Origin of the sequence: Actinoplanes hulinensis (assembly GCF_019429605.1) — a bacterium.
GTDB lineage: Bacteria > Actinomycetota > Actinomycetes > Mycobacteriales > Micromonosporaceae > Actinoplanes > Actinoplanes campanulatus.
The window spans coordinates 272,270-293,879 of record NZ_JAHXZI010000002.1 but is presented as its reverse complement, the minus strand read 5'-3'; the positions used below and the strand labels follow the sequence as shown (position 1 = coordinate 293,879).

The 21,610-nt window shown below is 70.6% G+C and carries 22 protein-coding genes; 4 read left to right on the top strand and 18 right to left on the bottom strand.

Annotated elements, in window-relative coordinates; translation table 11 throughout:
* Window positions 1-23: 23 nt before the first annotated feature.
* Complete coding sequence (locus tag KZ829_RS05140) at window positions 24-824, top strand: putative RNA methyltransferase (protein WP_220142673.1); 801 nt, start codon at window positions 24-26, stop codon at window positions 822-824.
* A gap of 3 nt (window positions 825-827) precedes the next feature.
* On the opposite strand, the gene KZ829_RS05135 is transcribed toward KZ829_RS05140, so the two are convergent.
* The 12 genes from KZ829_RS05135 to trpS form a co-directional block, all read right to left on the bottom strand.
* Complete coding sequence (locus KZ829_RS05135) at window positions 828-1,508, bottom strand: DUF4272 domain-containing protein (RefSeq protein ID WP_183222620.1); 681 nt, start codon at window positions 1,506-1,508, stop codon at window positions 828-830.
* 6 nt (window positions 1,509-1,514) lie between these two features.
* Entirely contained in the window at window positions 1,515-2,792 is a 1,278-nt protein-coding gene (locus KZ829_RS05130; RefSeq protein WP_220142672.1) for a thymidine phosphorylase, read from the bottom strand.
* Window positions 2,789-3,502 carry a cytidine deaminase gene (locus KZ829_RS05125; RefSeq protein ID WP_183222618.1) on the bottom strand — a complete coding sequence of 238 codons (714 nt, stop codon included), beginning with the start codon at window positions 3,500-3,502 and terminating at the stop codon, window positions 2,789-2,791. Before KZ829_RS05125 ends, KZ829_RS05130 begins: the two co-directional genes overlap by 4 nt.
* A gap of 38 nt (window positions 3,503-3,540) precedes the next feature.
* On the bottom strand, window positions 3,541-4,809 hold the full coding sequence (locus KZ829_RS05120; protein ID WP_220142671.1) for an ABC transporter permease: 1,269 nt from the start codon (window positions 4,807-4,809) through the stop codon (window positions 3,541-3,543).
* A 4-nt stretch (window positions 4,810-4,813) separates the two neighbouring features.
* Window positions 4,814-6,001, bottom strand: coding sequence for an ABC transporter permease (locus KZ829_RS05115; RefSeq protein WP_220142670.1), 1,188 nt, complete (start codon window positions 5,999-6,001; stop codon window positions 4,814-4,816).
* Window positions 5,998-7,479 (bottom strand): ABC transporter ATP-binding protein, encoded by a 1,482-nt coding sequence (locus tag KZ829_RS05110; protein WP_308285343.1) that lies wholly within the window; start codon window positions 7,477-7,479, stop codon window positions 5,998-6,000. Before KZ829_RS05110 ends, KZ829_RS05115 begins: the two co-directional genes overlap by 4 nt.
* A 160-nt stretch (window positions 7,480-7,639) precedes the next feature.
* Window positions 7,640-8,734 (bottom strand): BMP family lipoprotein, encoded by a 1,095-nt coding sequence (locus KZ829_RS05105; RefSeq protein WP_220142669.1) that lies wholly within the window; start codon window positions 8,732-8,734, stop codon window positions 7,640-7,642.
* Between the two features lie 200 nt (window positions 8,735-8,934).
* Entirely contained in the window at window positions 8,935-9,162 is a 228-nt protein-coding gene (locus tag KZ829_RS05100; RefSeq protein ID WP_220142668.1) for an SCO4848 family membrane protein, read from the bottom strand.
* Window positions 9,163-9,174: 12 nt separating this feature from the next.
* A complete protein-coding gene (locus KZ829_RS05095) occupies window positions 9,175-9,540 on the bottom strand; it encodes a hypothetical protein (protein WP_220142667.1) in 366 nt (121 codons plus the stop codon).
* Between the two features lie 7 nt (window positions 9,541-9,547).
* Window positions 9,548-10,468 (bottom strand): YihY/virulence factor BrkB family protein, encoded by a 921-nt coding sequence (locus KZ829_RS05090; RefSeq protein ID WP_220142666.1) that lies wholly within the window; start codon window positions 10,466-10,468, stop codon window positions 9,548-9,550.
* A 21-nt stretch (window positions 10,469-10,489) separates the two neighbouring features.
* The gene (locus KZ829_RS05085; protein WP_220142665.1) at window positions 10,490-11,020 is read right to left on the bottom strand and encodes a 2'-5' RNA ligase family protein; all 531 of its coding nucleotides are present in this window, start codon (window positions 11,018-11,020) and stop codon (window positions 10,490-10,492) included.
* 4 nt (window positions 11,021-11,024) lie between these two features.
* The gene (trpS, locus tag KZ829_RS05080) at window positions 11,025-12,050 is read right to left on the bottom strand and encodes a tryptophan--tRNA ligase (protein ID WP_183222610.1); all 1,026 of its coding nucleotides are present in this window, start codon (window positions 12,048-12,050) and stop codon (window positions 11,025-11,027) included.
* 132 nt (window positions 12,051-12,182) lie between these two features.
* Here trpS and galE point away from each other — a divergent pair, with 132 nt between their 5' ends.
* The 3 genes from galE to KZ829_RS05065 all read left to right on the top strand — a co-directional run bounded on the left by galE (window position 12,183) and on the right by KZ829_RS05065 (window position 15,241).
* Window positions 12,183-13,157: a UDP-glucose 4-epimerase GalE gene (gene galE / locus KZ829_RS05075; RefSeq protein WP_220142664.1), complete on the top strand. Its 975-nt coding sequence runs from the start codon at window positions 12,183-12,185 to the stop codon at window positions 13,155-13,157.
* Complete coding sequence (gene galK / locus KZ829_RS05070; protein WP_220142663.1) at window positions 13,154-14,299, top strand: galactokinase; 1,146 nt, start codon at window positions 13,154-13,156, stop codon at window positions 14,297-14,299. Before galE ends, galK begins: the two co-directional genes overlap by 4 nt.
* A 135-nt stretch (window positions 14,300-14,434) precedes the next feature.
* Window positions 14,435-15,241 carry an ATP-binding protein gene (locus KZ829_RS05065; protein ID WP_220142662.1) on the top strand — a complete coding sequence of 269 codons (807 nt, stop codon included), beginning with the start codon at window positions 14,435-14,437 and terminating at the stop codon, window positions 15,239-15,241.
* On the opposite strand, the gene cysN is transcribed toward KZ829_RS05065, so the two are convergent.
* From cysN to KZ829_RS05035, 6 genes are all read right to left on the bottom strand, one after another.
* Entirely contained in the window at window positions 15,225-16,523 is a 1,299-nt protein-coding gene (cysN, locus tag KZ829_RS05060; protein WP_220142661.1) for a sulfate adenylyltransferase subunit CysN, read from the bottom strand. The genes KZ829_RS05065 and cysN overlap by 17 nt on opposite strands.
* Window positions 16,523-17,434: a sulfate adenylyltransferase subunit CysD gene (gene cysD / locus KZ829_RS05055; protein ID WP_183222605.1), complete on the bottom strand. Its 912-nt coding sequence runs from the start codon at window positions 17,432-17,434 to the stop codon at window positions 16,523-16,525. Before cysD ends, cysN begins: the two co-directional genes overlap by 1 nt.
* 49 nt (window positions 17,435-17,483) lie before the next feature.
* On the bottom strand, window positions 17,484-18,374 hold the full coding sequence (locus tag KZ829_RS05050; protein WP_220142660.1) for a 3'(2'),5'-bisphosphate nucleotidase CysQ: 891 nt from the start codon (window positions 18,372-18,374) through the stop codon (window positions 17,484-17,486).
* Window positions 18,375-18,403: 29 nt separating this feature from the next.
* Window positions 18,404-20,113, bottom strand: coding sequence for a sugar transferase (locus tag KZ829_RS05045; RefSeq protein ID WP_220142659.1), 1,710 nt, complete (start codon window positions 20,111-20,113; stop codon window positions 18,404-18,406).
* Between the two features lie 99 nt (window positions 20,114-20,212).
* Window positions 20,213-20,812, bottom strand: coding sequence for an aminoacyl-tRNA hydrolase (gene pth / locus KZ829_RS05040; protein ID WP_220142658.1), 600 nt, complete (start codon window positions 20,810-20,812; stop codon window positions 20,213-20,215).
* An 88-nt stretch (window positions 20,813-20,900) separates the two neighbouring features.
* On the bottom strand, window positions 20,901-21,503 hold the full coding sequence (locus tag KZ829_RS05035; protein ID WP_220142657.1) for a 50S ribosomal protein L25/general stress protein Ctc: 603 nt from the start codon (window positions 21,501-21,503) through the stop codon (window positions 20,901-20,903).
* Between the last annotated feature and the right edge of the window lie 107 nt (window positions 21,504-21,610).

Sequence of the window (21,610 nt, the reverse complement as noted above, 5' to 3'; positions counted from 1 at the left end):
CAGAGCCTAGAGGGAAGCGCCCGATGATCGACGGAGCAATTCCGTTTCTGTGGTGCCCGGTGTGCCGGGAACCGCTCAGCCGTCAGGAGCGGGCGCTGCGCTGCCCGCGCCGGCACAGCTTCGACATGGCCCGGCAGGGGTACGTGGACCTCAGCGCCGGCCGGCTGCCACACACCGGGGACACCGCGGAGATGGTGGCCGACCGGGCCGCCTTCCTCAGCGCCGGGCACTACCGGTTCATCGCGGAGGCGCTGGCCGCACACCGGGCCGAGGGGCTGGTGGTGGACGCCGGCACCGGTACGGGCGACTACCTGGCCCACTTCCTGGAGGGTTCGCCGGACGCGACGGGGCTCGGGCTGGACGTCTCCAAACCGGCCCTGCGGCGGGCCGCGAAGGCGCACCCGCGGGCCGCGGCGGCGCTGACCGACCTGTGGCGCCCGCTGCCGGTCGCCGACGCCACGACGGCCGTGATCCTGAACGTCTTCGCGCCCCGCAACGGCCCGGAGTACCGGCGGATCCTGCGGCCGGACGGGCTGCTGCTGGTGGTCACCCCGGCCGCCGACCATCTCACCGAGCTGATCACCGCGTACGGGCTGATCCAGGTCGACCCGGAGAAGGCGGCCCGGGTCAGCGGCAGCCTCGGTGAGCACTTCACGCTCGACGCGGCCGCCACCCACCGGCGCGAGCTGAGGCTGACGGCGGGCGAGACGCGGACCCTCGTCGGCATGACACCGAGCGCGCGTCACGTACCGATGGGGGATCTGCCCGGCCACGACGTGACGGTGACCGCCGCGGTGGAGGTAGCGGTCTATCGGCCGCGTTAGTCCTCAGACCGAGAGGTCGACCTCTTCCCACTCCGGCGGCTTGTCGTGGTAGGGACCGTGGAAGACGACCGCCCACTCGAGCGCCCACCGGCGCTGGCCGATCGCGTTGCTGTCCACCTCGCCGGGCAGTGACCGCCCGTTCTGCTCCGCCTCCTGGTAGGCCCAGTCCAGGCAGTAGTAGAGGTCCAGCAGCACGGCGGCCTCGGCCGGGTCCCGGATCGCGACCAGCGAACGGGACCGCCAGTCGGTGAAACTCTCACCGGCCGGCAGGTCGGGCATCTGGATCATCAGCCGGTCGTCCGGCGGCACCGTGGGGTCCAGGTGCCGGCTCAGGCCGAGCAGCCAGGCCAGCGCGAAGACGGCGTCGTGGTGCAGCACGAAGGAGCGGTGGTCGCCCTTCGCGCCGATCACGAACTGCCACTCCGGCGGGGTGACCAGATCGACCAGGTGGGAGCCGAGCAGCCAGCTCATCGCCGCCTCGGTGGGCATGCCGAAGCAGCGGGCCACGACGACGTGCAGCACCGCGGCCCGGGCCTCCAGTTCGGCGACCGGGCGGAGTTCGACGGTGTCGCCCATCTCCCACACCAACGGGAACGCCAGCGGGGGCAGGGGCAGGCCGAGACGCGCCAGCTCGTCGAGACTGGCCTCGCGGACCGCGCGGGGGTCGGGGACGGCCTTCTGCATGGCGGCTCAGGCTATGCGGTCGAGCAGCAGCGGGGAAGGGGCGGGCGCCTCTGTCCCGACGGTGATCGCGGCGGCCGCGTCGGCCTGGGCCACCGGGATCCGCGACTCGTCGTCGGCTCGCAGCTCCAGCAGCACGTCACCGGCCCGGACCCGGTCACCCGGGCGGACCTTGAGCTGCACCCCGGCGCCGAAGCTGACCGGGTCCTCCTTCCGGGCGCGACCGGCGCCGAGGCGCCAGGCGGCGATCCCGATCCCGTACGCGTCCAGCGAGGTGACCACACCGTCCTCGGTGGCCCGCAGGACCTCGGTGTGCGCGGCCGTCGGCAGTGGCGCGTCCGGGTCGCCGCCCTGCGCCCGGATCATCGCCCGCCAGGTGTCCATCGCGGCGCCCGAGGCCAGCACCTTCTCCGGGTCGGCGTCCACCCCGGCGGCGGCCAGCATCTCCCGGGCCAGGGCCAGCGTGAGTTCCACCACATCGGACGGTCCGCCGCCGGCCAGCACCTCGACCGACTCGGCCACCTCGTTGGCGTTGCCGACGGCCAGGCCGAGCGGGGTGCTCATGTCGGTGAGCAGGGCGACCGTGGTGACGCCGGAGTCCTTGCCGAGCTGGACCATGGTGCGGGCCAGCTCCTGCGCGTTCGCCAGGTCCTTCATGAACGCGCCGGTGCCGACCTTCACGTCCAGGACCAGCGCCCCGGTGCCCTCGGCGATCTTCTTGCTCATGATCGAGCTGGCGATCAGCGGGATGGCCTCGACCGTGCCGGTGACGTCGCGCAGGGCGTAGAGCTTGCGGTCGGCCGGGGCCAGGCCCTCACCGGCCGCACAGATGACCGCGCCGATGTCCTGCAACTGGCTCTTGAACTGCTCGTTGGAGATGCGGGCCTGCCAGCCGGCGATCGACTCCAGCTTGTCCAGGGTGCCGCCGGTGTGGCCCAGACCTCGGCCGGAGAGCTGCGGCACGGCCACGCCGCACGCGGCGACCAGCGGGGTCAGCGGCAGGGTGATCTTGTCGCCGACACCGCCGGTGGAGTGCTTGTCGGCGGTCGGCCGGGACACCGAGGACAGGTCCAGCCGCTCGCCGCTGGCGATCATCGCGGCGGTCCAGCGGGCGATCTCACCCGACGTCATGCCGCGCAGCAGGATCGCCATGGCCAGCGCCGACATCTGCTCGTCGGCGACGGCCCCGCGGGTGTACGCGTCGACGACCCAGTCGATCTGCGCGTCGGTGAGCACGTGGCCGTCCCGCTTGGCGCGGATGACGTCCACTGCTGCTATTGCACTCATGCCTGATCTTCCCAACGCTGCGGGATGCCCTCCGGGGCCTCTCCCTCGCCCGCCCAGGACAGACCGCCCTCGGCATCCACCACCACGACCCGCGGACTACGGACGAGACCCCACGCCACGGCGGCCGCCGCGGTCGGCAGGTTCGGGCCCTCCTCCAGGATGCCCTTCTCCTCGGTCGAGCCGGGCTCACCCGACGAGCGCTCCCAGTAGCCGGTCCAGATCGTCGCCCCGCCGGACAGGTCGGGGTGGACGAAGACCGTGCCGCGTCCACGCCACTTGGCCAGCTCGGCGGGCACCTCGGCGCCACCGACCGGGCCGGTGACCCGCTCCATGTCCTCGTAGCCGAACGCGTGCGGCAGCAACTCGGTCATCCGCAACGGCCGGGGCACCGCCTCGACCAGCAGCTCCGGGCCGCCGTGCTCCCACAGCAGCTGGCGGCAGCGGCCGCACGGCATCAGCGGGGCGCCGGTGGCGTCCACGCAGGAGATCGCCACCAGGCGGCCGCCACCGGTCGCGTGCAGCGAGCTGACCAGGCCGCACTCGGCGCACAGGGTCATCCCGATGGACGCGTTCTCCACGTTGCAGCCGACGATCACCCGGCCGTCGTCGACCAGGCCGGCCACCCCGACGGGGAAGTCGGATATCGGCGTGTACGCCCGCCGCATCGTCTCGATGGCGGCGGCGCGCAGGGCCGCCCAGTCGATCTCCATGTCACTGATTCTGCCGCTTTTGAAATGGCTCGTTGAACTCAGCCCTTGATGTAGGGCTGTCCGTCCGCCGCCGGAGCCCGCACCCGCCCGACCAGGCCGGCCACCGCGATCAGGGTGGCCAGGTAGGGCAGCATGTTCAGGAACTGGCTGGGCACCGGGCTGCCGATCGCGCTCAGGTAGGTGGCCAGCTTCTGCGCGAAGCCGAAGAACAGCGCCGCCCCGAACGCCCCGAACGGGGTGAACCGGCCGAAGATCAGCGCGGCCAGGGCGATGAAGCCCGCGCCGGCGGTCATGTTCTTCGTGAAGCTGCCGGTCGCCACGAGCGTGAAGTACGCCCCGCCGATGCCCGCCACCACGCCACCCAGCAGCACGTTCAGGTAGCGCAGGCCGCGCACCCGGATGCCCACCGTGTCGGCCGCGGTCGGGTGCTCGCCGACCGCCCGGGTACGCAGGCCCCAGCGGGTCCGGCTGAGCCCGAAGTGAATCACCAAGACCAGCACGAGCGCGATCCAGACCAGCAGGTTCGCCTCGAAGAACACCGGCCCGACGACCGGGATGTCGGCCAGGCCCGGGATCCGCCACTCCGGCATCTGCGGCGGCTGGTTGTACTCCTGCGCGTTGGGCTGCATCAGCCGCTCGTAGAGGAAGCCGGTGATGCCGAGCGCGAAGAGGTTCAGCACGATACCGACGACCACCTGGTCCACCAGGTAGCGGATCGCCATGACGGCCAGGATCGCCGCGATGATCACACCGCCGACGGCCGCGCTGAGCAGGCCCGCCCAGACGCTGCCGGCCATCGTGCCGACCAGGGCGCCGGCGAAGGCGCCCATCAGGAACTGGCCCTCGATCGCCACGTTGACCACACCGCTCCGCTCACCCAGCACGCCGGCCAGGGCGCCCAGGATGAGCGGGAGCGCCAGCTCCAGCGTGCCGTCGGTGGTGTCCACCAGCGGCATGAACTCGCCCGCCACCTGCCAGCAGAGGAAGGACAGGAGGAAGGACAGGATGCCGGCCACCAGGAACACGTTGGACCAGCGCTTGAGCAGGCCGGCGAGGAGCACCCCGCCGGCCGCCACGGTGAGCAGCCCGAACAGCACCGCGCCGAACTGGCCGTTGATGGCGAGCGCGGCGCCCGCGGAATCCTCGCTCAGGGTGAAGCGGGCGTCCTCGCTCGGCGCCAGCGAGCCGAACACCACGGCGGCCAGGCCGCCGATCAGGATCAGCGCCACGCCCAGGTGGCGCTGCCGGCTCCAGAACGGCTCCGGCGCGGTGACCTCGGCCATCTCCTCCACAGTCGTGGTCGACATGTCCTCAGCCCTTCGCCAGCGAGGCGCCGAGCCCGGTGGCCCGGGAGGCGCGCAGTCGGAAGATCGCCTTCACCAGGGCGGGGGCGGCGATGAAGATGACGATGAGCGCCTGCAACACGGTGACCAGCTCCAGCGAGATGCCGGAGAAGGACTGCATCCGGTTTCCGCCGGCCCGCAGCGCGCCGAACAGCAGCGCGGCGAACAGGGTGCCCCAGGGCCGGGTACGGCCCAGCAGTGCGACCAGCAGGCCGTCGAAGCCGATGTTGCCGGCCACCGACGGGGTCAGCGCGTGCGCGGTACCCAATACCTGGGTGGCGCCACCGAACCCGGCCAGACCGCCGGCGACCGCCATCAGCAGCACGTACGTCTTGGCGACGCTGATGCCCGCGGTCTTCGCGGCGTGCGGGTTGGCGCCCACCGCCCGGATCTCGAAGCCGAAGGCCGACTTGTTCAGCAGCCAGGCCACCCCGGCCGTGGTCAGCACGGCCAGGATGATGCCCAGGTGCACCCGGAGGACCCCACCGGGCGACGGCAGCTGGGCGGACTCGGCGACCGCCTTGCTGATCGCGTCGCTGCGGCCCGGGGCCTGGATGCCCTGCTGGATGACCAGCCAGGCCAGGAAGAGGCCGGCCGTGTAGTTGAGCATGATCGTGGTGATCACCTCGTGCGCCCCGGTACGCGCCTTGAGCAGGCCGGGGATGAAGCCCCACAGCGCCCCGCCGAGGACGCCGGCGACCACCGCGACGATCAGGTTGAGCACGATCGGCAGGCCGAAGGTGAAGCCGGCGACCCCGGCCGCGATGCAGCCCAGCACCGCCTGGCCCTGCGCGCCGATGTTGAACAGGCCGCCCCGGAACGCGAGCGCCACCGAGAGGCCGGTGAAGACCAGCGGCGCGGCGTAGGTGAGCGTCTCCGAGATCGGGGCGAACGCCTGCTGCCAGGTGGCCTCCCCGGAGAACCAGGCGGAGAACACCGCGGGGTCACCGAGAGCGCCCTTGAGCAGGTCCGCGTAGGCCGTGCTGACCAGCAGCCAGCTCGACTCGAACGCGTCGCTCGGGCGGGCCGTGAAGTAGCCGAACTTCGCCAGGACGGTGGCGTCCGAGATGATGATCAGGACCCCGCCGATGACCACGGCCATGAGCATCGACAGGGCCGTGAGCGTGAAGTTGTTCGCCGACCAGAACCTCTTCACTTCGCCCCCTCCGGCGTGTCGCCGGTGATGCCGGCCATGAGCAGACCGATCTCCTCGCGTGGTGTGTCCGGCGAGACGATGGCCAGGATGCGGCCGCGGTACATCACCGCGATCCGGTCCGCGAGGCCGACCACCTCGTCCAGCTCACTCGAGACCACCAGCACCGCGGTGCCCTGGTCGCGCTCGCGGATGATCCGGCTGTGGATGAACTCGATCGAGCCGACGTCCACACCACGGGTGGGCTGGGACGCGATGAAGAGGCGCAGCGGGCGGGACATCTCCCGGGCCACCACGACCTTCTGCTGGTTGCCGCCGGACAGGGCGCCGACCAGGCTCGCCGGTGACTGGCACCGGATGTCGAACTGCTCGACACGGTGCTTGGCGTTGCTCGCCACGGAGCCGCCGTCGATCCGGAAGGCGTTGCCGAACGGAGCCCGGTCGTACATGTCGAGGATCAGGTTCTCCGCGACGGAGAACTCCTTGACGACCCCGTCGTGGCTGCGGTCCTCGGGCACATAGCCGACGCCGGAGCGCAGGATCCGCTTGGTGCTCCGGCCGACCAGGTCCTCGCCCTCCAGGTGGACGGCGCCGGCCCGCACCTCGCGCAGGCCCATCACCGCCTCGACCAGCTCGGTCTGACCGTTGCCCTGGACGCCCGCGATACCGAGCACCTCGCCGGCCCGGACCTCCAGGTCGACCCCGTCGACGGCGCGCACGCCGCGGTCGTCGTCGACCACCAGGCCGGAGATCTTGAGGATGCTGTCGCCCGGCTCGGCGGGCGACTTCTCCACCTCGAGGCTCACGGCGCGGCCGACCATCAGGGCGGCCAGCTCCTCCTCGCTGGTGTCCGGGGAGGCGGTCCCGACGACCTGGCCGCGCCGGATCACGGTGATCCGGTCGGCGATCGCCTTGACCTCTTTGAGCTTGTGGGTGATGAAGACGATGGACTTGCCCATGGCGGTGAGCGAGCGCATCACCGTGAGCAGTTCCTCGGTCTCCTGCGGGGTGAGCACCGCGGTCGGCTCGTCCAGGATGAGCAGGTCGACCTCGCGGGTCAGCGCCTTGACGATCTCGACCCGCTGCTGAGCGCCGACCGGAAGGTCCTCGATCAGCGCGTCCGGGTCGACCGGCAGGCCGTACCTCTCGGAGGTCTCGATGACGTCCCGACGGGACCGGCGGCGGTCGAGCCAGCCGAGCGGGCCGCCGCGCACCTCCTCCGCGCCGAGCGCGATGTTCTCCGCCACGGTGAAGACCGGCACGAGCATGAAGTGCTGGTGCACCATGCCGATGCCGGCCGCGATGGCGTCTCGCGGGCTCTTGAAGACACGGGGCTCGTCGTTGACGACGATCTGCCCCTCGTCCGGCTGGAGCAGGCCGTACAGCTGGTTCATCAGCGTCGACTTGCCGGCGCCGTTCTCCCCCAGCAGGGCGTGCACCTCGCCGGGTTCGACGGTGATGTCGATGTGGTCGTTGGCCACCAGGTCGCCGAAGCGCTTGGTGATGCCGCGCAGTTCCAGTTTCAGCGGAATCTCCCGGGGTTCGGTGACTGATCCTGGTGGACGGGGGGGAATGCGAGCCGCCGCTCGGCCACGGGTTGTGCCCGTGGCCGCGCGGCGGCCGAATGCTACTACCCGAAGGTCACTTAGGCGCGTTGGCCGACTCGACCTTGACGGTGCCGGCGATGATGTCGGCCTTCAGCTTGTCGAGCTCGGCCTTCAGGGCCGGGTCGACCTTGCTCTCGAACTGGTTGAACGGGGCGAGCGAGACGCCGTCGTTCTCCAGGGTGCCCAGGTAGCCCGGGCTCGCCGCGAGGGCCTCGCCCTTGGCGCCCTTGACGACAGCCTGCTTCACCGCGTCCTCGATGTTCTTGACCACGGTGCTCAGGAACACCTCGCAGTACTGCGCGGCGCTGGTGCAGCCGTCCTGGTCGACCCAGATGACCGCGAGCTTGCCGTTGGAGTCCTTGGCGACCTGCGCGGTGCCCAGGCCGGTGCCACCGGCGACCGGCATGATCACGTCAGCGCCCTGACCGACCAGGGTGTCGGCGATGCTCTTGCCCTTGCTCTGGTCGATGAAGCTGTCGGCGAAGCTGCCGTTCTGGGCGGCCTTGTCCCAGCCGAGGACCTTGACGTCCTTGCCCTTGGCCTTGTTGTACTGGGCCACACCGTCGGCGAAACCGTCCATGAAGATGGTCACCGGCGGGATCTTCATGCCGCCGTAGGTGGCCACCTTGCCCGACTTCGAGTAGCCCGCGGCCAGGTAGCCGGCGAGGAACGCCGCCTGGTGGGTCGCGAACTGCATCGGGTAGACGTTGGGGCTACCGCTGGAGCTGTCCACGATGCCGAACTGCGACTTCGGGCTGTCCGTGGCCACCTTCGTGGTGACCTCGCCCATCAGGCCGCCGACCGCGAGGATGAAGTTGCAGCCCTGGCTCACGAAGCCCCGCAGGCCCGGCTCGTAGTCGGCCTCGGAGGAGGACGCCACGTACTTCGGGTCGACGCTGGGGACCTCGGCCTTGGCGGCCTGGAGACCGGCCCACGCCGAGGCGTTGAACGACTTGTCGTCGATACCGCCGAGGTCGGTGACCATGCAGGCCTTGTAGGCGGCGACGGCGGCCGGGCTGGAGCCGGTCGAGCCGCTCTCCTCCGGGGCCTCGCCACATGCCGCGGCAGCGAGCGTCAGCCCACCTGCCGCGAGAATCGCCACGATCCGCTTCCCACGTACTGGGCGCAAGACGCCCTCCTTCCGCTGCACACCGAGGTTCCTGTATCTCGGGTGAATCTCAGGCGGGAGCGTATCCCCGGGTCCGCACCCCGTCAGGACATCGGTACGGACTGTTGGCGCACCGTTATAGCTCCGCAATCACCGCGCCCGCGGGTCGTTCCTTTCGGCTGGATCAGGAGGGAATTGCGCCTCTACCAGGAAACAGGGAGTTAATCTGCGGCCCGCCGCCAGGCCTTGACACCGAGCACTCCGACCCCTGTCCCGATCGCCAGCGAGGCGGCGATCAGGATCGCGTGCACCCACAGGAACGAGGTCGGCGCGCCGTCGGCGAACGACCGCTCGTCCTTCCAGATGGCCAGCCCGAAACGCGGCCAGATCAGCCAGGTCCACACGCCGACCGCGACCAGGAACGCCGCCCACCGCTTGTTGATCACCACGGAGTGAGTATCTCAACCGGTCAATCGCGCCGCGATCCGCCGCCAGCCGGCCAGCACCTCGGCCGGCTCCGGCGGGGCGCCCGGCTGCTCGCGGGCCAGTTGCGGCGGGAAGTCCTCCTCCTCCCCGGTCCGGGCCAGCTCGATCTCCCTGCGGATCGCGTCCACCCCGTCCAGCGGCAGCAACGGCTCCACCACGGCCATCAGATCGTCGTCGGCCACCACGGCGCGGGCCAGGGCCAGGGCATGGGCGTGCTCGTACGGCCCGCAGACCACCGGCTCCCAGTCCTCCAGGTCACCGAGCGAGCCGATGGTGATGACCCACGGTTGATCGGCGATCGGCGAGCCGGGCGGCAGATGCAACGTCACGAGTGTCCCCACCGGCTCATCATCGCGGGCGGGAGTGCCGAATCCAGGTGTTCTGCCCCACCGGGGCGGTCTTGTCGTCAGCCGACAGATCGACCACCCGGCCGTGTGGGCTGGTCGCCGCCCAGGCCGCCCCGAACAGCAGCAACTGGTTGAAGACGTAGAGGTAGACCAGCGCGCCGACGGCCGAGCCGACCAGGCCGTACGCCGGATTCCGCTCGACCAGCGCGACGAACGACCTGCCCACCGTGTTGAGCAGCATGATCCCGATGCCCACCTGGAGCACCGGCGGCGTCATCCGGCGGGCGGTCATCCGCAGCCGGGGCACCGCGGCCAGGAGCGCCGCCGCCAGCAGCATGTTGACCGCCAGGGTGAGGGCCCAGCTGGCGATCGACAGCAGGGTGGCGAACCCGCCTCCGGCCAGCCAGTGCAGCAGGGTCTCCAGCCCGTACACGGCGAGCTGGGAGAGGGCCAGCAGCAGCAGTATGCCGATCAGCACGAGCAGGTCGACGACCTGGCGTACGCCGATGTAGCCGGGCTGCTCGCGCAGCTGCCAGATGAGCCGCTGCGAGGACCGGATCGACTCGACCCAGCCGATGCCGGTGAAGGTCAGGCCGACCAGGCCGACGATGCCGACCGTCCTCTTGCTGTCCAGGATCGCCTGCACGTCGAGGAAGGGCAGGTTGTCGGCGAGGAAGTCGCGCACCAGCTCGAACAGCTCACTGTTGTTGGTGAGCAGGAAACCGAAGGCCGAGTACCCGATCAGCAGCAGGGCGAAGACCGCGAAGAAGCCGTAGTAGGCGATCGCCGCGGCCAGCCGGCCGCCCTGGACGCTCTCGTACCGCAGGATGGCCCGGCACAGATGGTCGAAGTACGGCGATCGGTACCGCACCGCGGTGATCCGGGCCGTGGTCGCGTCGTAGGCCCGGTCGATCGGGTTCACGGGCAGACCGTAACCGACCGGTCAGCTTCCGAGCGGGAAGTCCCGCCGTGGCCGCCACGGGCCTTCGCCGCCGTGCGAGAAGAGCGTGAACGAGGCGACCTCGAACCGGGCCGAGAAGCCGGCCAGATCGTCGAACACCGCGTCCAGCGCGCCGGCCGGCACGTCCTGCGCCACGGTGACGTGCGGGTGGTACGGGAACCGGGTATCCCGTCGCACGTCCTCCGACCGGGTGATCGCCTCGGCCAGCAGCTCGCACTCGCTGATGCCCTGCGCCAGCGCCACGAACACCACGTCGGTGACCGGCCGGAACGTGCCGGTCCCGCGCAGGTGGACGGTGAACGCCGGCTGCGCCGAGGCGATCTCCTCCAGGTGCTTCTCGATCGCCGGCAGCGCGTCGGCGGCCACCTCGGTGGGCCCTAGGAGGGTGACGTGCGCCGGTGTCCAGGCGGCCTGCGGGTCGCCGGCCTCGGCGCGCCGGCGGGTCAGCGCCGAACCCCAGGGTTCGGGGATGTCGATGGCGACGCCGATGCGGGTGATGGCCGGGTCGGACACCGGGTCAGGCCCCGCGCACGGGGCTGAGGAAACCCACGTTCCGGTACGCCGTGGCGAGCGTGGCCGCGGACACCGCCCGCGCCTTCTCCGCCCCGATCGCCAGGACCTTGTCGAGCTGGGCCGGGTCGTCGAGGTAGAGCCGGGTGCGCTCCTGGATCGGCTTGACGAACTCGACCAGCACCTCGGCCAGGTCCTTCTTGAGGTCGCCGTAGCCGCGTCCCTCGTACGCCTCGAGAAGCTCGTCGATCGCCCGGCTGGTGAGGGCCGCGTAGATGGTCAGCAGGTTGCTGATGCCGGGCTTGTTCACCTCGTCGTAGAGGATCTCCCGCCCGGTGTCGGTGACCGCCGACTTGATCTTCTTGGCCGAGCGGGCCGGGTCCTCCAGCAGCTCGATGAGACCGTTCGGCGAGGAGGCCGACTTCGACATCTTGCTCGTCGGGTCCTGGAGGTCGGTGATCTTCGCGGTGTCCTTCACGATGTACGCCGAGGGCACGTTGAACGTCTTGCCGAACCGGGTGTTGAAGCGCTGCGCCAGGTCGCGGGTCAGCTCCAGGTGCTGCCGCTGGTCCTCGCCGACCGGCACCTGGTCGGCCTGGTAGAGCAGGATGTCGGCGGCCTGGAGGATCGGGTAGGTGAACAGCCCGACGGTGGTGCTGTCCTGCCCGGCCTTGGCCGACTTGTCCTTGAACTGGACCATCCGGCCGGCCTCGCCGAACCCGGTGATGCAGCTCAGCACCCAGCCGAGCTGCGCGTGCTCGGGCACGTGGGACTGCACGAAGAGGGTGCAGCGCTCCGGGTCGAGACCGAGCGCGAGCAGCTGAGCGGCGGAGATCCGACTACGGTTACGAAGAGTCTCCGGATCGTGGCCCATGGTGATCGCGTGCAGGTCGACGACGCAGTAGAAGGCGTCGTGCGTGTCCTGCATCGACACCCAGTTGCGCACCGCGCCCAGATAGTTGCCGAGGTGGAAGGAATCGGCGGTCGGCTGAATGCCGGAAAGCACACGCGGGCGGCGGGCAACGTCGGACATGGCCGCCATTGTGTCAGCACCGGGCCTCGAACCGCGAATCCTCTCACCGGATGGCACCGATGTTCGAACCTGTTGACCTATGAGCGATTCTGGGGAATTCTATGATCGTCTGACTACGGAAGGGCCTGAACCGTGAAATTGCTCGTCACCGGCGGCGCCGGCTACGTGGGCAGTGTGACCAGCAGGCTGCTGCTGGACGCGGGCCACGAGGTCGTCGTGCTGGACAGTCTGCGGACCGGTTTCCGGCAGGCGGTCGCCCCCGGCGCCACCTTCGTGGAGGCGGACATCGCCGACGCCGCCCGGGTGCTCACCCCGGACGCCGGCTTCGACGCGGTCCTGCACTTCGCCGGCCTGATCGCGGCCGGTGAGTCGATGGCCAAGCCTGAGCTGTACTGGCACGAGAACATGGTGAAGTCGCTGGCCCTGCTGGACGCGGTGCGCGCCGCGCGGGTGCCGCGGCTCATCTTCTCGTCCACCGCGGCGGTCTACGGCAACCCGGTCGAGCTGCCCATCACCGAATCCGCGATCAAGGCTCCGACCAGCACGTACGGCTCCACCAAGCTGGCCTTCGACCTGGCGCTGACCTCGGAGACGTTCGCACACGGCCTGGCCGCCGTCTCGCTGCGCTACTTCAACGTGGCGGGGGCGTACATCAGCGACGGCCACGAGATCGGCGAACGGCACGACCCGGAGACCCACCTCATCCCGATCACCCTCCAGGTGGCCGCCGGGAAGCGGGAGAAGCTCCAGCTGTTCGGCGACGACTACCCGACCGCCGACGGGACCTGCGTGCGCGACTACATCCACGTCGAGGACCTGGCCCGGGCCCACCTGCTGGCGCTGGACGCGACGGTCGCCGGCGAGCACCGCATCTACAACCTGGGCAACGGCAACGGGTTCTCCAACCGGCAGGTCGTCGAGGCGGCCCGCGAGGTCACCGGGGCGGCCATCCCGGTCGAGATCGCCCCGCGGCGCGACGGCGACCCGGCCACCCTGGTCGCCTCGTCGGCCCGGGCCCGCGACGAGCTGGGCTGGACGCCCCGGAAGAACACCCTGGCCGACATGATCGGCGACGCCTGGACCTTCTACCGAAAGCACGTGGCATGACCAGCATCAGAGAGACCGCCACGGCGGCCTTCATCGAGGCGTACGGGGACGAGCCCACCGGTCTCTGGGCGGCGCCGGGCCGGGTCAACCTGATCGGCGAGCACACCGACTACAACGACGGCTTCGTGCTGCCCTTCGCGCTGCCGCAGCGCACCGTGGCGGCGGTCGGCCCGGCGCCGGACGGCCGCTGGTCGGTCTGCTCCACGCTTGCCCCCGATCCGGTGACCTTCGGGGTCACCGAACCGGGTGAGGTCACCGGCTGGGGCGCGTACGTCGCCGGGGTGGTCTGGGCTCTGCGGGACGCCGGCTTCGAGGTGCCACCGGTCCGGATCGCCCTCGCCTCGGACGTGCCGCTCGGCTCCGGGCTGTCCTCGTCGGCCGCGCTCGAGTCGTCCGTGCTGACCGCCCTGATCGACCTGGGCGGGCTGGACGTGCCGCTGGAGCGCCGGCCGGCCATCGCCCAGCGCGCCGAGAACGTGTACGTCGGCGCGCCCACCGGCATCCTCGACCAGTCCGCGTCGATCCGCTGCCAGGAGGGCCGGGCGCTGTTCCTGGACTGCCGCAGCTACCGGATCGAGCAGATCCCGTTCGACCTGGCCGCCGAGGGCCTGGCCATCCTGGTGATCAACAGCAACGCGCCGCACCAGCACGTCGACGGGGAGTACGGCGAACGCCGCAAGAGCTGTGAGGCGGCGGCCGCGGCCCTCGGGGTGCCCGCCCTGCGCGACGTGTCCACCGCCGAGCTGGACGACGCCCTCCGGCGGCTGGACGACGACGTGCTGCGCCGCCGGGCCCGGCACATCATCACCGAGAACCAGCGGGTGCTGGACACCGTCTCGCTGCTGCGGTCCGGCCGGGTCCGCGAGATCGGCCCGCTGCTGACCGCCTCGCACGCCTCGATGCGCGACGACTTCGAGATCACCGTGGCGCAGGTGGACGTCGCCGTACAGTCGGCTCTGGAGGCCGGGGCGTACGGCGCCCGGATGACCGGCGGCGGCTTCGGCGGCTGCGTGCTGGCCCTGATCGACGCCGACCGTGCCGAGGCGACGGCGGCCGCGGTCGCCGGCGCGTACGAGGAACGGGGTTTCACCGCACCGACCAGCTGGGTCGCGGTGGCCGGGCCGGGCGCCACCGCGCTCTGACACCCGACCGTCCCCGGAAGTGCCCGAGCGGCCTTTCCGGGGCCACCCGTCCGGGGGTCGCGCCGACCTTCGCCTGATCACCCGCACGAGCGAGACCAGGGCTCGGAAATCGGGCACGCGACTATCGTGTCCGGCATGGGGGTCAGCCCACCGTATCTTCGCGGTGACACCGAGCAAGGTGTCACCGTCAGCGTCGACTCCACCGAGGACGCCGCGGTCTCCCTCCTCACCGTGCGCGGACCGTGGGACGCACAGCTGCGCTGGACCGCGTCGACGACGCTCCGCCGGTGTTTCACCGACCATCCGGACGGGCTCATCGTGGATCTGTCCGGGCTGCTCGACCCGCACAGCGAGAGCGCCTCGACCTGGATGACGGCCCGCCGGCTGGCGGCCGGCCTGCAACCGCCGGTGCACCTGGCCCTCTGCGTGCCCCCGGAGCTGCCGCTCGCCGACCGCATGCAGGGTCTGGGCGCCGGGCGCTACCTGCCGGTCTACGCCAGGATCGGCCAGGCCCGGGTGGCCCTCGCCGGCCGGATCCCCGGCGACGAGCGGCTGAACGCCACGCTGCGGCCCGATCCGGACGCCCCCAGTGTGGCCCGCAACCTGGTGAGCGACGCCTGCCTGGGCTGGGGGCTGGTGGAACTGCTGCACCCCAGCCGGCTGGTCATGTCGGAGCTGGTGACGAACGCGGTGGAGCACGCCGGCACCGACATCCGGGTGGTGGTGAGCCGCCGGGGCGCCGGGATGCATCTGTCGGTGGCCGACGGCGACCCGCGCCTGCCCCGGCTGATCCGTCCCTCCCCGCCGCGCCCGGACCTGCCGCTCGACGAGCGGGGTCGCGGGCTGCGGACGGTTCAGGCGACCGCCGCCCAGTGGGGCGCCCTGCCGACCGAGACCGGCAAGGTCGTCTGGGCGACGGTCCGGCTCAGCGAGCCTCGATGATCATTCCAGCGCCGACCGTACGGTTGGTGCTCTCGTCGATCAGGATGAAGCCACCGGTGGTCCGGTTGCGGCGGTACTCGTCGGCCAGCAGCGGCACCGTGGTGCGCAGCTTGACCCGGCCGATCTCGTTGAGCTTGAGCTCGGCGGCCGACTCGTCCCGGTGCAGCGTGTTCACGTCCAGCCGGTACTGGAGACCGCGGACCACGGCACGCGCCGACCGGGTGGTGTGCTTGATCGAGTACTTGCCGCCGACCCGCAGCGGGGCCGACTCGTCCATCCAGCAGATCATCGCCTCGACATCCTGAGCGGGCGTCGGGGCGTTGTGCGGGCGGCAGATCATGTCACCGCGCGAGATGTCGATCTCGTCGGCCAGGCGGACCGTCACCGACATCGGCGGGAACGCCTCGGCCACCGGGCCGTCGGCGGTCTCGATCGAGGAGATGGTGCTGGTCAGGCCGGAGGGCAGGACCATCACGTCGTCGCCCGGCTTGAGGATGCCGGAGGCCACCTGCCCGGCGTACCCGCGGTAGTCGGTGACGGTGGTGGACTGGGGCCGGATCACGTACTGCACTGGGAAGCGCACGTCGACCAGGTTGCGGTCGCTGGCGATGTGCACGTGCTCCAGGTGGTGCAGCAGGGACGGGCCCTCGTACCACGGGGTGTTCTCCGACCGGGTGGCGATGTTGTCACCGTTGAGCGCGGAGATCGGGATGATGCTCAGGTCCGGCGCGTCGAGCTTCGCCGCGAACGAGGTGAACTCGTCGGCGATCCGCTCGAAGACCTCCTGGCTCCAGTCCACCAGGTCCATCTTGTTGACGCACAGCACCAGGTGCGGCACCCGTAGCAGGCTGGTCAGGAAGGCGTGCCGCCGGGACTGCTCGACCAGGCCCTTGCGCGCGTCGACCAGGATCAGCGCCAGGTCCGCGGTGGACGCGCCGGTCACCATGTTCCGGGTGTACTGAATGTGCCCGGGGGTGTCGGCGATGATGAACTTCCGCCGCGGCGTGGCGAAGTAGCGGTAGGCCACGTCGATCGTGATGCCCTGCTCCCGCTCGGCGCGCAGGCCGTCGGTGAGCAGGGCCAGGTTGGTGTACTCGTCGCCGCGGGACGCGCTGGCGCTCTCCACCGCCTCGAGCTGGTCCTCGAAGATCGTCTTGGTGTCGAACAGCAGCCGGCCGATGAGCGTGGACTTGCCGTCGTCGACGCTGCCCGCCGTGGCGAACCGGAGCAGGTCCATGCCGCGGGAGGCGGCGGCGTCAGGCTCGAGAACTGCCTGGCTCATCAGAAGTAACCCTCTCGCTTGCGGTCTTCCATCGCGGCCTCGCTGACCTTGTCGTCGCCACGGGTGGCGCCGCGCTCGGTGATCCGGGTCGCCGCGACCTCGTCGATCACCTTCTCCACCGTGTCGGCCTCGGAGAGCACGGCCGCGGTCTGCGACGCGTCGCCGACCGTCCGGTACCGCACCCGGCGGACCTCGGAGGTCTCGCCGTCCCGCAGCCGGATGAACTCGTTGACCGCGTAGAACATCCCGTTGCGCTCGACGACCTCCCGGTCGTGGGCGTAGTAGATGCTCGGGAGCGGGATGTTCTCCTTGGCGATGTAGTGCCAGACGTCCAGCTCGGTCCAGTTGGAGAGCGGGAAGACCCGGATCGACTCGCCCGGGTGGTGCCGGCCGTTGTAGAGCGACCACAGCTCGGGCCGCTGGTTCTTCGGGTCCCACTGGCCGAACTCGTCGCGGAAGCTGAACATCCGCTCCTTGGCGCGGGCCTTCTCCTCGTCGCGGCGGGCGCCGCCGAAGAGCGCGTCGAACCGGTACTTCTCCACGGCGGCGAGCAGCACCGGCGTCTGGATCCGGTTGCGGGTGCCGTCCGGCAGCTCGCGCACCTGACCGGCGTCGATCGCCTCCTGCACGCTGGCGACCACCAGGTTCAGGCCGAGCGATGCCACGCGACGGTCCCGGTACTCCAGGACCTCCGGGAAGTTGTGCCCGGTGTCGACGTGCATGACCGGGAACGGGATGCGCGCGGGCGCGAACGCCTTCTCCGCGAGGCGCAGCATCACAATCGAGTCTTTACCGCCGGAGAAGAGCAGCACAGGGCGCTCGAACTCGGCCATGACCTCACGCATGACGAAGATGCTCTCCGCTTCGAGAGCATCCAGATGCGATACGCGATAGGGCTTCGTCTGGCTCATGGGTTCTGTCCCCAGACCTTTCTCCGGTATCAGCCGGGCAGGGCAGACGTCATTCTGACGGAAGGTGCCTCTGCAGTGCAGCAAGCAACCGAGGAGCGAGATCTTTCCGACAAACCACCAGGTCAGGCAACTTGGGGTCTGCCTGGTTATAGGTGAGCGGGGTGCCGTCGATACGGCTTGCGTGCAGGCCAGTGGCCAACGCCACAGCCACCGGCGCGGCGGAGTCCCACTCGTACTGACCGCCGGCGTGCACGTAGGCGTCCGCGTCGCCGTTGATCACCGCGGCGATCTTCACCCCGGCCGAGCCCATCGGCACCAGCTCGGCGCCGATCTCCTCGGCGAGCGCGGTGACGAAGGCGGGCGGGCGGGTCCGGCTCGCCGCGATCCGGATCGCCCCGCCGGTCGCCGCTTCGAGGGGCATCGGGGGGTAGGCCGGCGCGTGGTCGGTGGCCAGGGTGCAGTGCCGGGCCGGCATGGCCACGGCGCCCGCGGTCAACCGGGCCGGCGACGACGAGTCGGCGGTCCACAGGGCCACGTGCACGGCCCAGTCGTCCCGCCCCTCCTCGGAGAACTCGCGGGTCCCGTCGAGCGGGTCGACGATCCAGACCCGGTTCGCGTCGAGCCGGTTCGGCCGGGTCAGGGTGGGCTCGCCCTCGATCCAGGCGGTCCGGGAGTGCTCGTCCTCCTCGGAGAGCACCGCGTCGGCCGGGCGCCAGCGGGCCAGCTCGGCCCGGAGCAGCTCGTGGGCGGCCTGGTCGCCGGCCGTCTTGAGGGCTTTGCCGTCCGAGTACCCGGTGTCCTGGCGGACCTGGAGCAGCACCTGTCCGGCGCGGTCCGCGAGCCAGCGGGCGAAGGCGGAGTCGTTCACTGGGGGCGCTCCGCCCTCACCGGCTTCCCGTGGTCCGGCAATGCGTGCCGACGTCTTCGTCTGCTCGCCCATCGTCTCGCTCCTTCGCTCCGTATGCGTCCTCAGTACGCCCCCGACGACCGCACCACCGCGGTCACCGTCCTCAGCAGGATCACCAGATCCAGGCTCAACGACCAGTTCTCCACATAGCGCAGGTCGAGCCGGACCGCCTCCTCCCAGGAGAGGTCCGACCGCCCGGACACCTGCCAGAGGCCGGTCATCCCCGGCTTGACGGCGAGCCGGCGCCGCACGTCGTCGGCGTAGGCGGCGACCTCGGTCGGCAGCGGCGGCCTCGGACCGACCAGCGACATCTGCCCCGACAGGACGTTGAGCAGCTGCGGCAGCTCGTCGAGCGAGAACCGGCGCAACCACTGTCCGACCGGAGTGACTCGCGGGTCGTCGCGGATTTTGAAGAGCACACCATCGTGCTCGTTGAGATGCCTCAGCTCGGCAAGCCGGGCTTCGGCATCGACGTACATGCTGCGGAACTTGAAGATCCGGAACAACCGGCCGTCACGTCCCACGCGCACCTGGCGAAAGAGTACCGGCCCGCGCGAGGTAAGGCCTACGCAGAGCGCCACGGTCAAGAGCACCGGGCTCAGAAGAATCAGAAGGAGGATCGCCCCGATCCGATCTACCAGGTCTTTCACCAGGCGCGAGCCGCCGTGCAGCCGGGGGTGCTCGACATGCAGCATGGGCAGCCCGTCGAACGGCCGGATCGTGGTCCGCGCCCCGGCGACGTCGACCAGCGCACTGGCCACCACCAGGTCCACCTCGTCGCGCTCCAGCCGCCACGCCAGCCGGCGCACCGCGGCGCCGTCCAGCTCCGGGCAGCTCAGCACCACCACGGTGTCGGCGTCGGCCAGCTCCACCGCGGTCGCCACGTCGTCGAAGGTGCCGAAGACCGTCGGATCGGTCAGCCCGACCCCGTCGGCGCCGGGCGGCAGGCAGGCGCCGACCACCTCGAGACCGTGGTAGCGCTCACGGCGCAGCTGCTGGGTCATGCCGATGACGGAGTGCTCGTGCCCGACCACGATCACCCGGCGCAGGTTCTCGCCCCGGGACCGGGCCAGATGCAACCGCTTGCGCAGCACGAACCGCAACACCACGATCGCGACGATGGCCAGCGGGCACGCCACCAGGACATAGGACCTGGCCAGATCGAGATTCAGGGCGTACGACACGACGGCCGCCCCGCCGACCAGACCGGCACCGCCGCGCAGCACCCGCTGGTACTCGTCGGAGCCGACGAACAGATAGCGGCGCTCGTACGCCCGCGCCGCGACCAGCACCAGCAACAGCGCCAGCGGCATGAGCGCCGACCACACCAGGTACTGCCGGTTGTACGCGGTGACATGGTCACCGAACCGGGTGAAGAAGGTGCCCGCCCCGGCCACCACGCCGGCGGACAGGTCGAAGAGGACCAGCGACCGTACGTAGCGGCGCTCCCAGTCCTGCCGGCGGGACATGGCCGCGTGCCGGCCGCGGGCCCGCTGGAACGGACGGGCCGCCATCGACCGGTTGCGGCCGGTCGGCAGGTGCCGCTCGACCGCCTGGTTCCGGGCCGGCACCGGCTCGCCCCGGACGGCCTGTGGCGGAGCGTTCTCCACACCGGCCGCCGGTCCGGGGATCCGGGTGTTGAGGCCGCTGCGCCGCTCGGGCGCACGCTGTGGCCCCTGGTTCAGTCCTACGCCCCGCCCATCGACCGCCGGCAGGGTCACCGTAGGTTCGATCAACGCGTCCGCACGGTCCTCGGACACGTCCTGCGACACCTCGAACCTCCCGTTACGTCAGCCAGCGCACCTGTTCGTGCGTCCGATTGACCAACGGGTCGGAGGCGGAACGCGTCACGGGATCGTTAGATGGACAAATCAGACACCATGGTACTTGTTCTGCGCCCATTCGACGCCCTCTTGGACGATCGCCTCCACCATGTCGGCCGCCCGGTCCACCAGGAAGTCCAGCTCCTTGCGCTCCGCCCCGGAGAAGTCGGAGAGCACGTAGTCGGCCGGGTCCTGCCGCCCGGGGGGCCGTCCGATGCCGAAGCGCACCCGCGCGTACTCCTTGGTCGCGAGCGACTTGGACATCGAGCGGAGTCCGTTGTGACCGCCCTCGCCTCCACCCATTTTCGCCCGAACCTGCCCGAACGGCACATCCAGCTCATCATGCACGGCGATCACCTGCGTCACCGGGATTTTGAAGAACTGCGACAGCGCCACCACCGGGGCGCCGGAGAGATTCATGTAGGTGAGCGGCTTGAGAAGCAGCAGCCTTGGCCCACTGTGCCCATTTGGAAACCCCAGCCTGCCCTCAGCGGCCTCCGCCTGCGCCCGCTTCGCCCGCCCGAACTTGCCACCGGTCCGGGAGGCCAGCAGGTCGGCCACCATGAAACCCACGTTGTGCCGGTTGCCGGCGTACTCCCGGCCCGGATTGCCCAGGCCGACCACCAGCCAGGGTGCCTCGTCGCTCATCCCTCTCGCCTCCCGCCGCATACGCATCAGGGAAAGTGCCGGCCGGCACTTTCCCTGATATCTGGCTTACCGCTGCTGCGCGACAGAATTACTCCGCGCTCTCGCCCTCGGCCGGAGCCTCGCCCTCGGCCGGAGCCTCGTTCGACTGGGCGGCGTTGATCACCGCGAGCACCAGCTCCGCGTCCACGGCCAGCTCGACGCCCTTGGGAAGCTTCACGTCGCCGGCGGTGATGTGACTGCCCGCCTCGAGGCCCTCGATCGAGACCTCCAGCTCGGACGGCAGGTGCAGCGCCTCGGCGACCACCGCGACGGTGTTCGACTCGTGCACGATCAGGGTGTTCTTGGCGGCCTCGCCGGTCAGGACGACGGCGATGTCCACCTGGATGCGCTCGCCACGCTTCACGATCAGCAGGTCCACGTGCTCGAACGTGTCACGGATCGGGTCACGCTGGATCGCCTTCGGCAGGGCCAGGGTGGCGGCCGGGTTGCCGGCGATGTCGATCGTGAAAATCTGGTTGATGCCGCCGTGGCGGATGGCGGCCGCGAACTCACGGGCCGGGAGGGCGATGTGCTGCGGCGCCTCGCCGTGGCCGTACAGCACGGCGGGCACGAGACCGGCCCGGCGCGTGCGACGGGCACCACCCTTGCCGAACTCGGTACGGGGCTCGGCGCTGATCTTTACCTCGGACACGGGGAAACTCCTGAAACTCTTCGATGCGGGCTGCGGCTAAGTCTGCGGCTGCGGTATCCGGCAGTGCTGCGGTGGTGGCCGCCGACGGCGCGTAGCCGTCGAAGGCT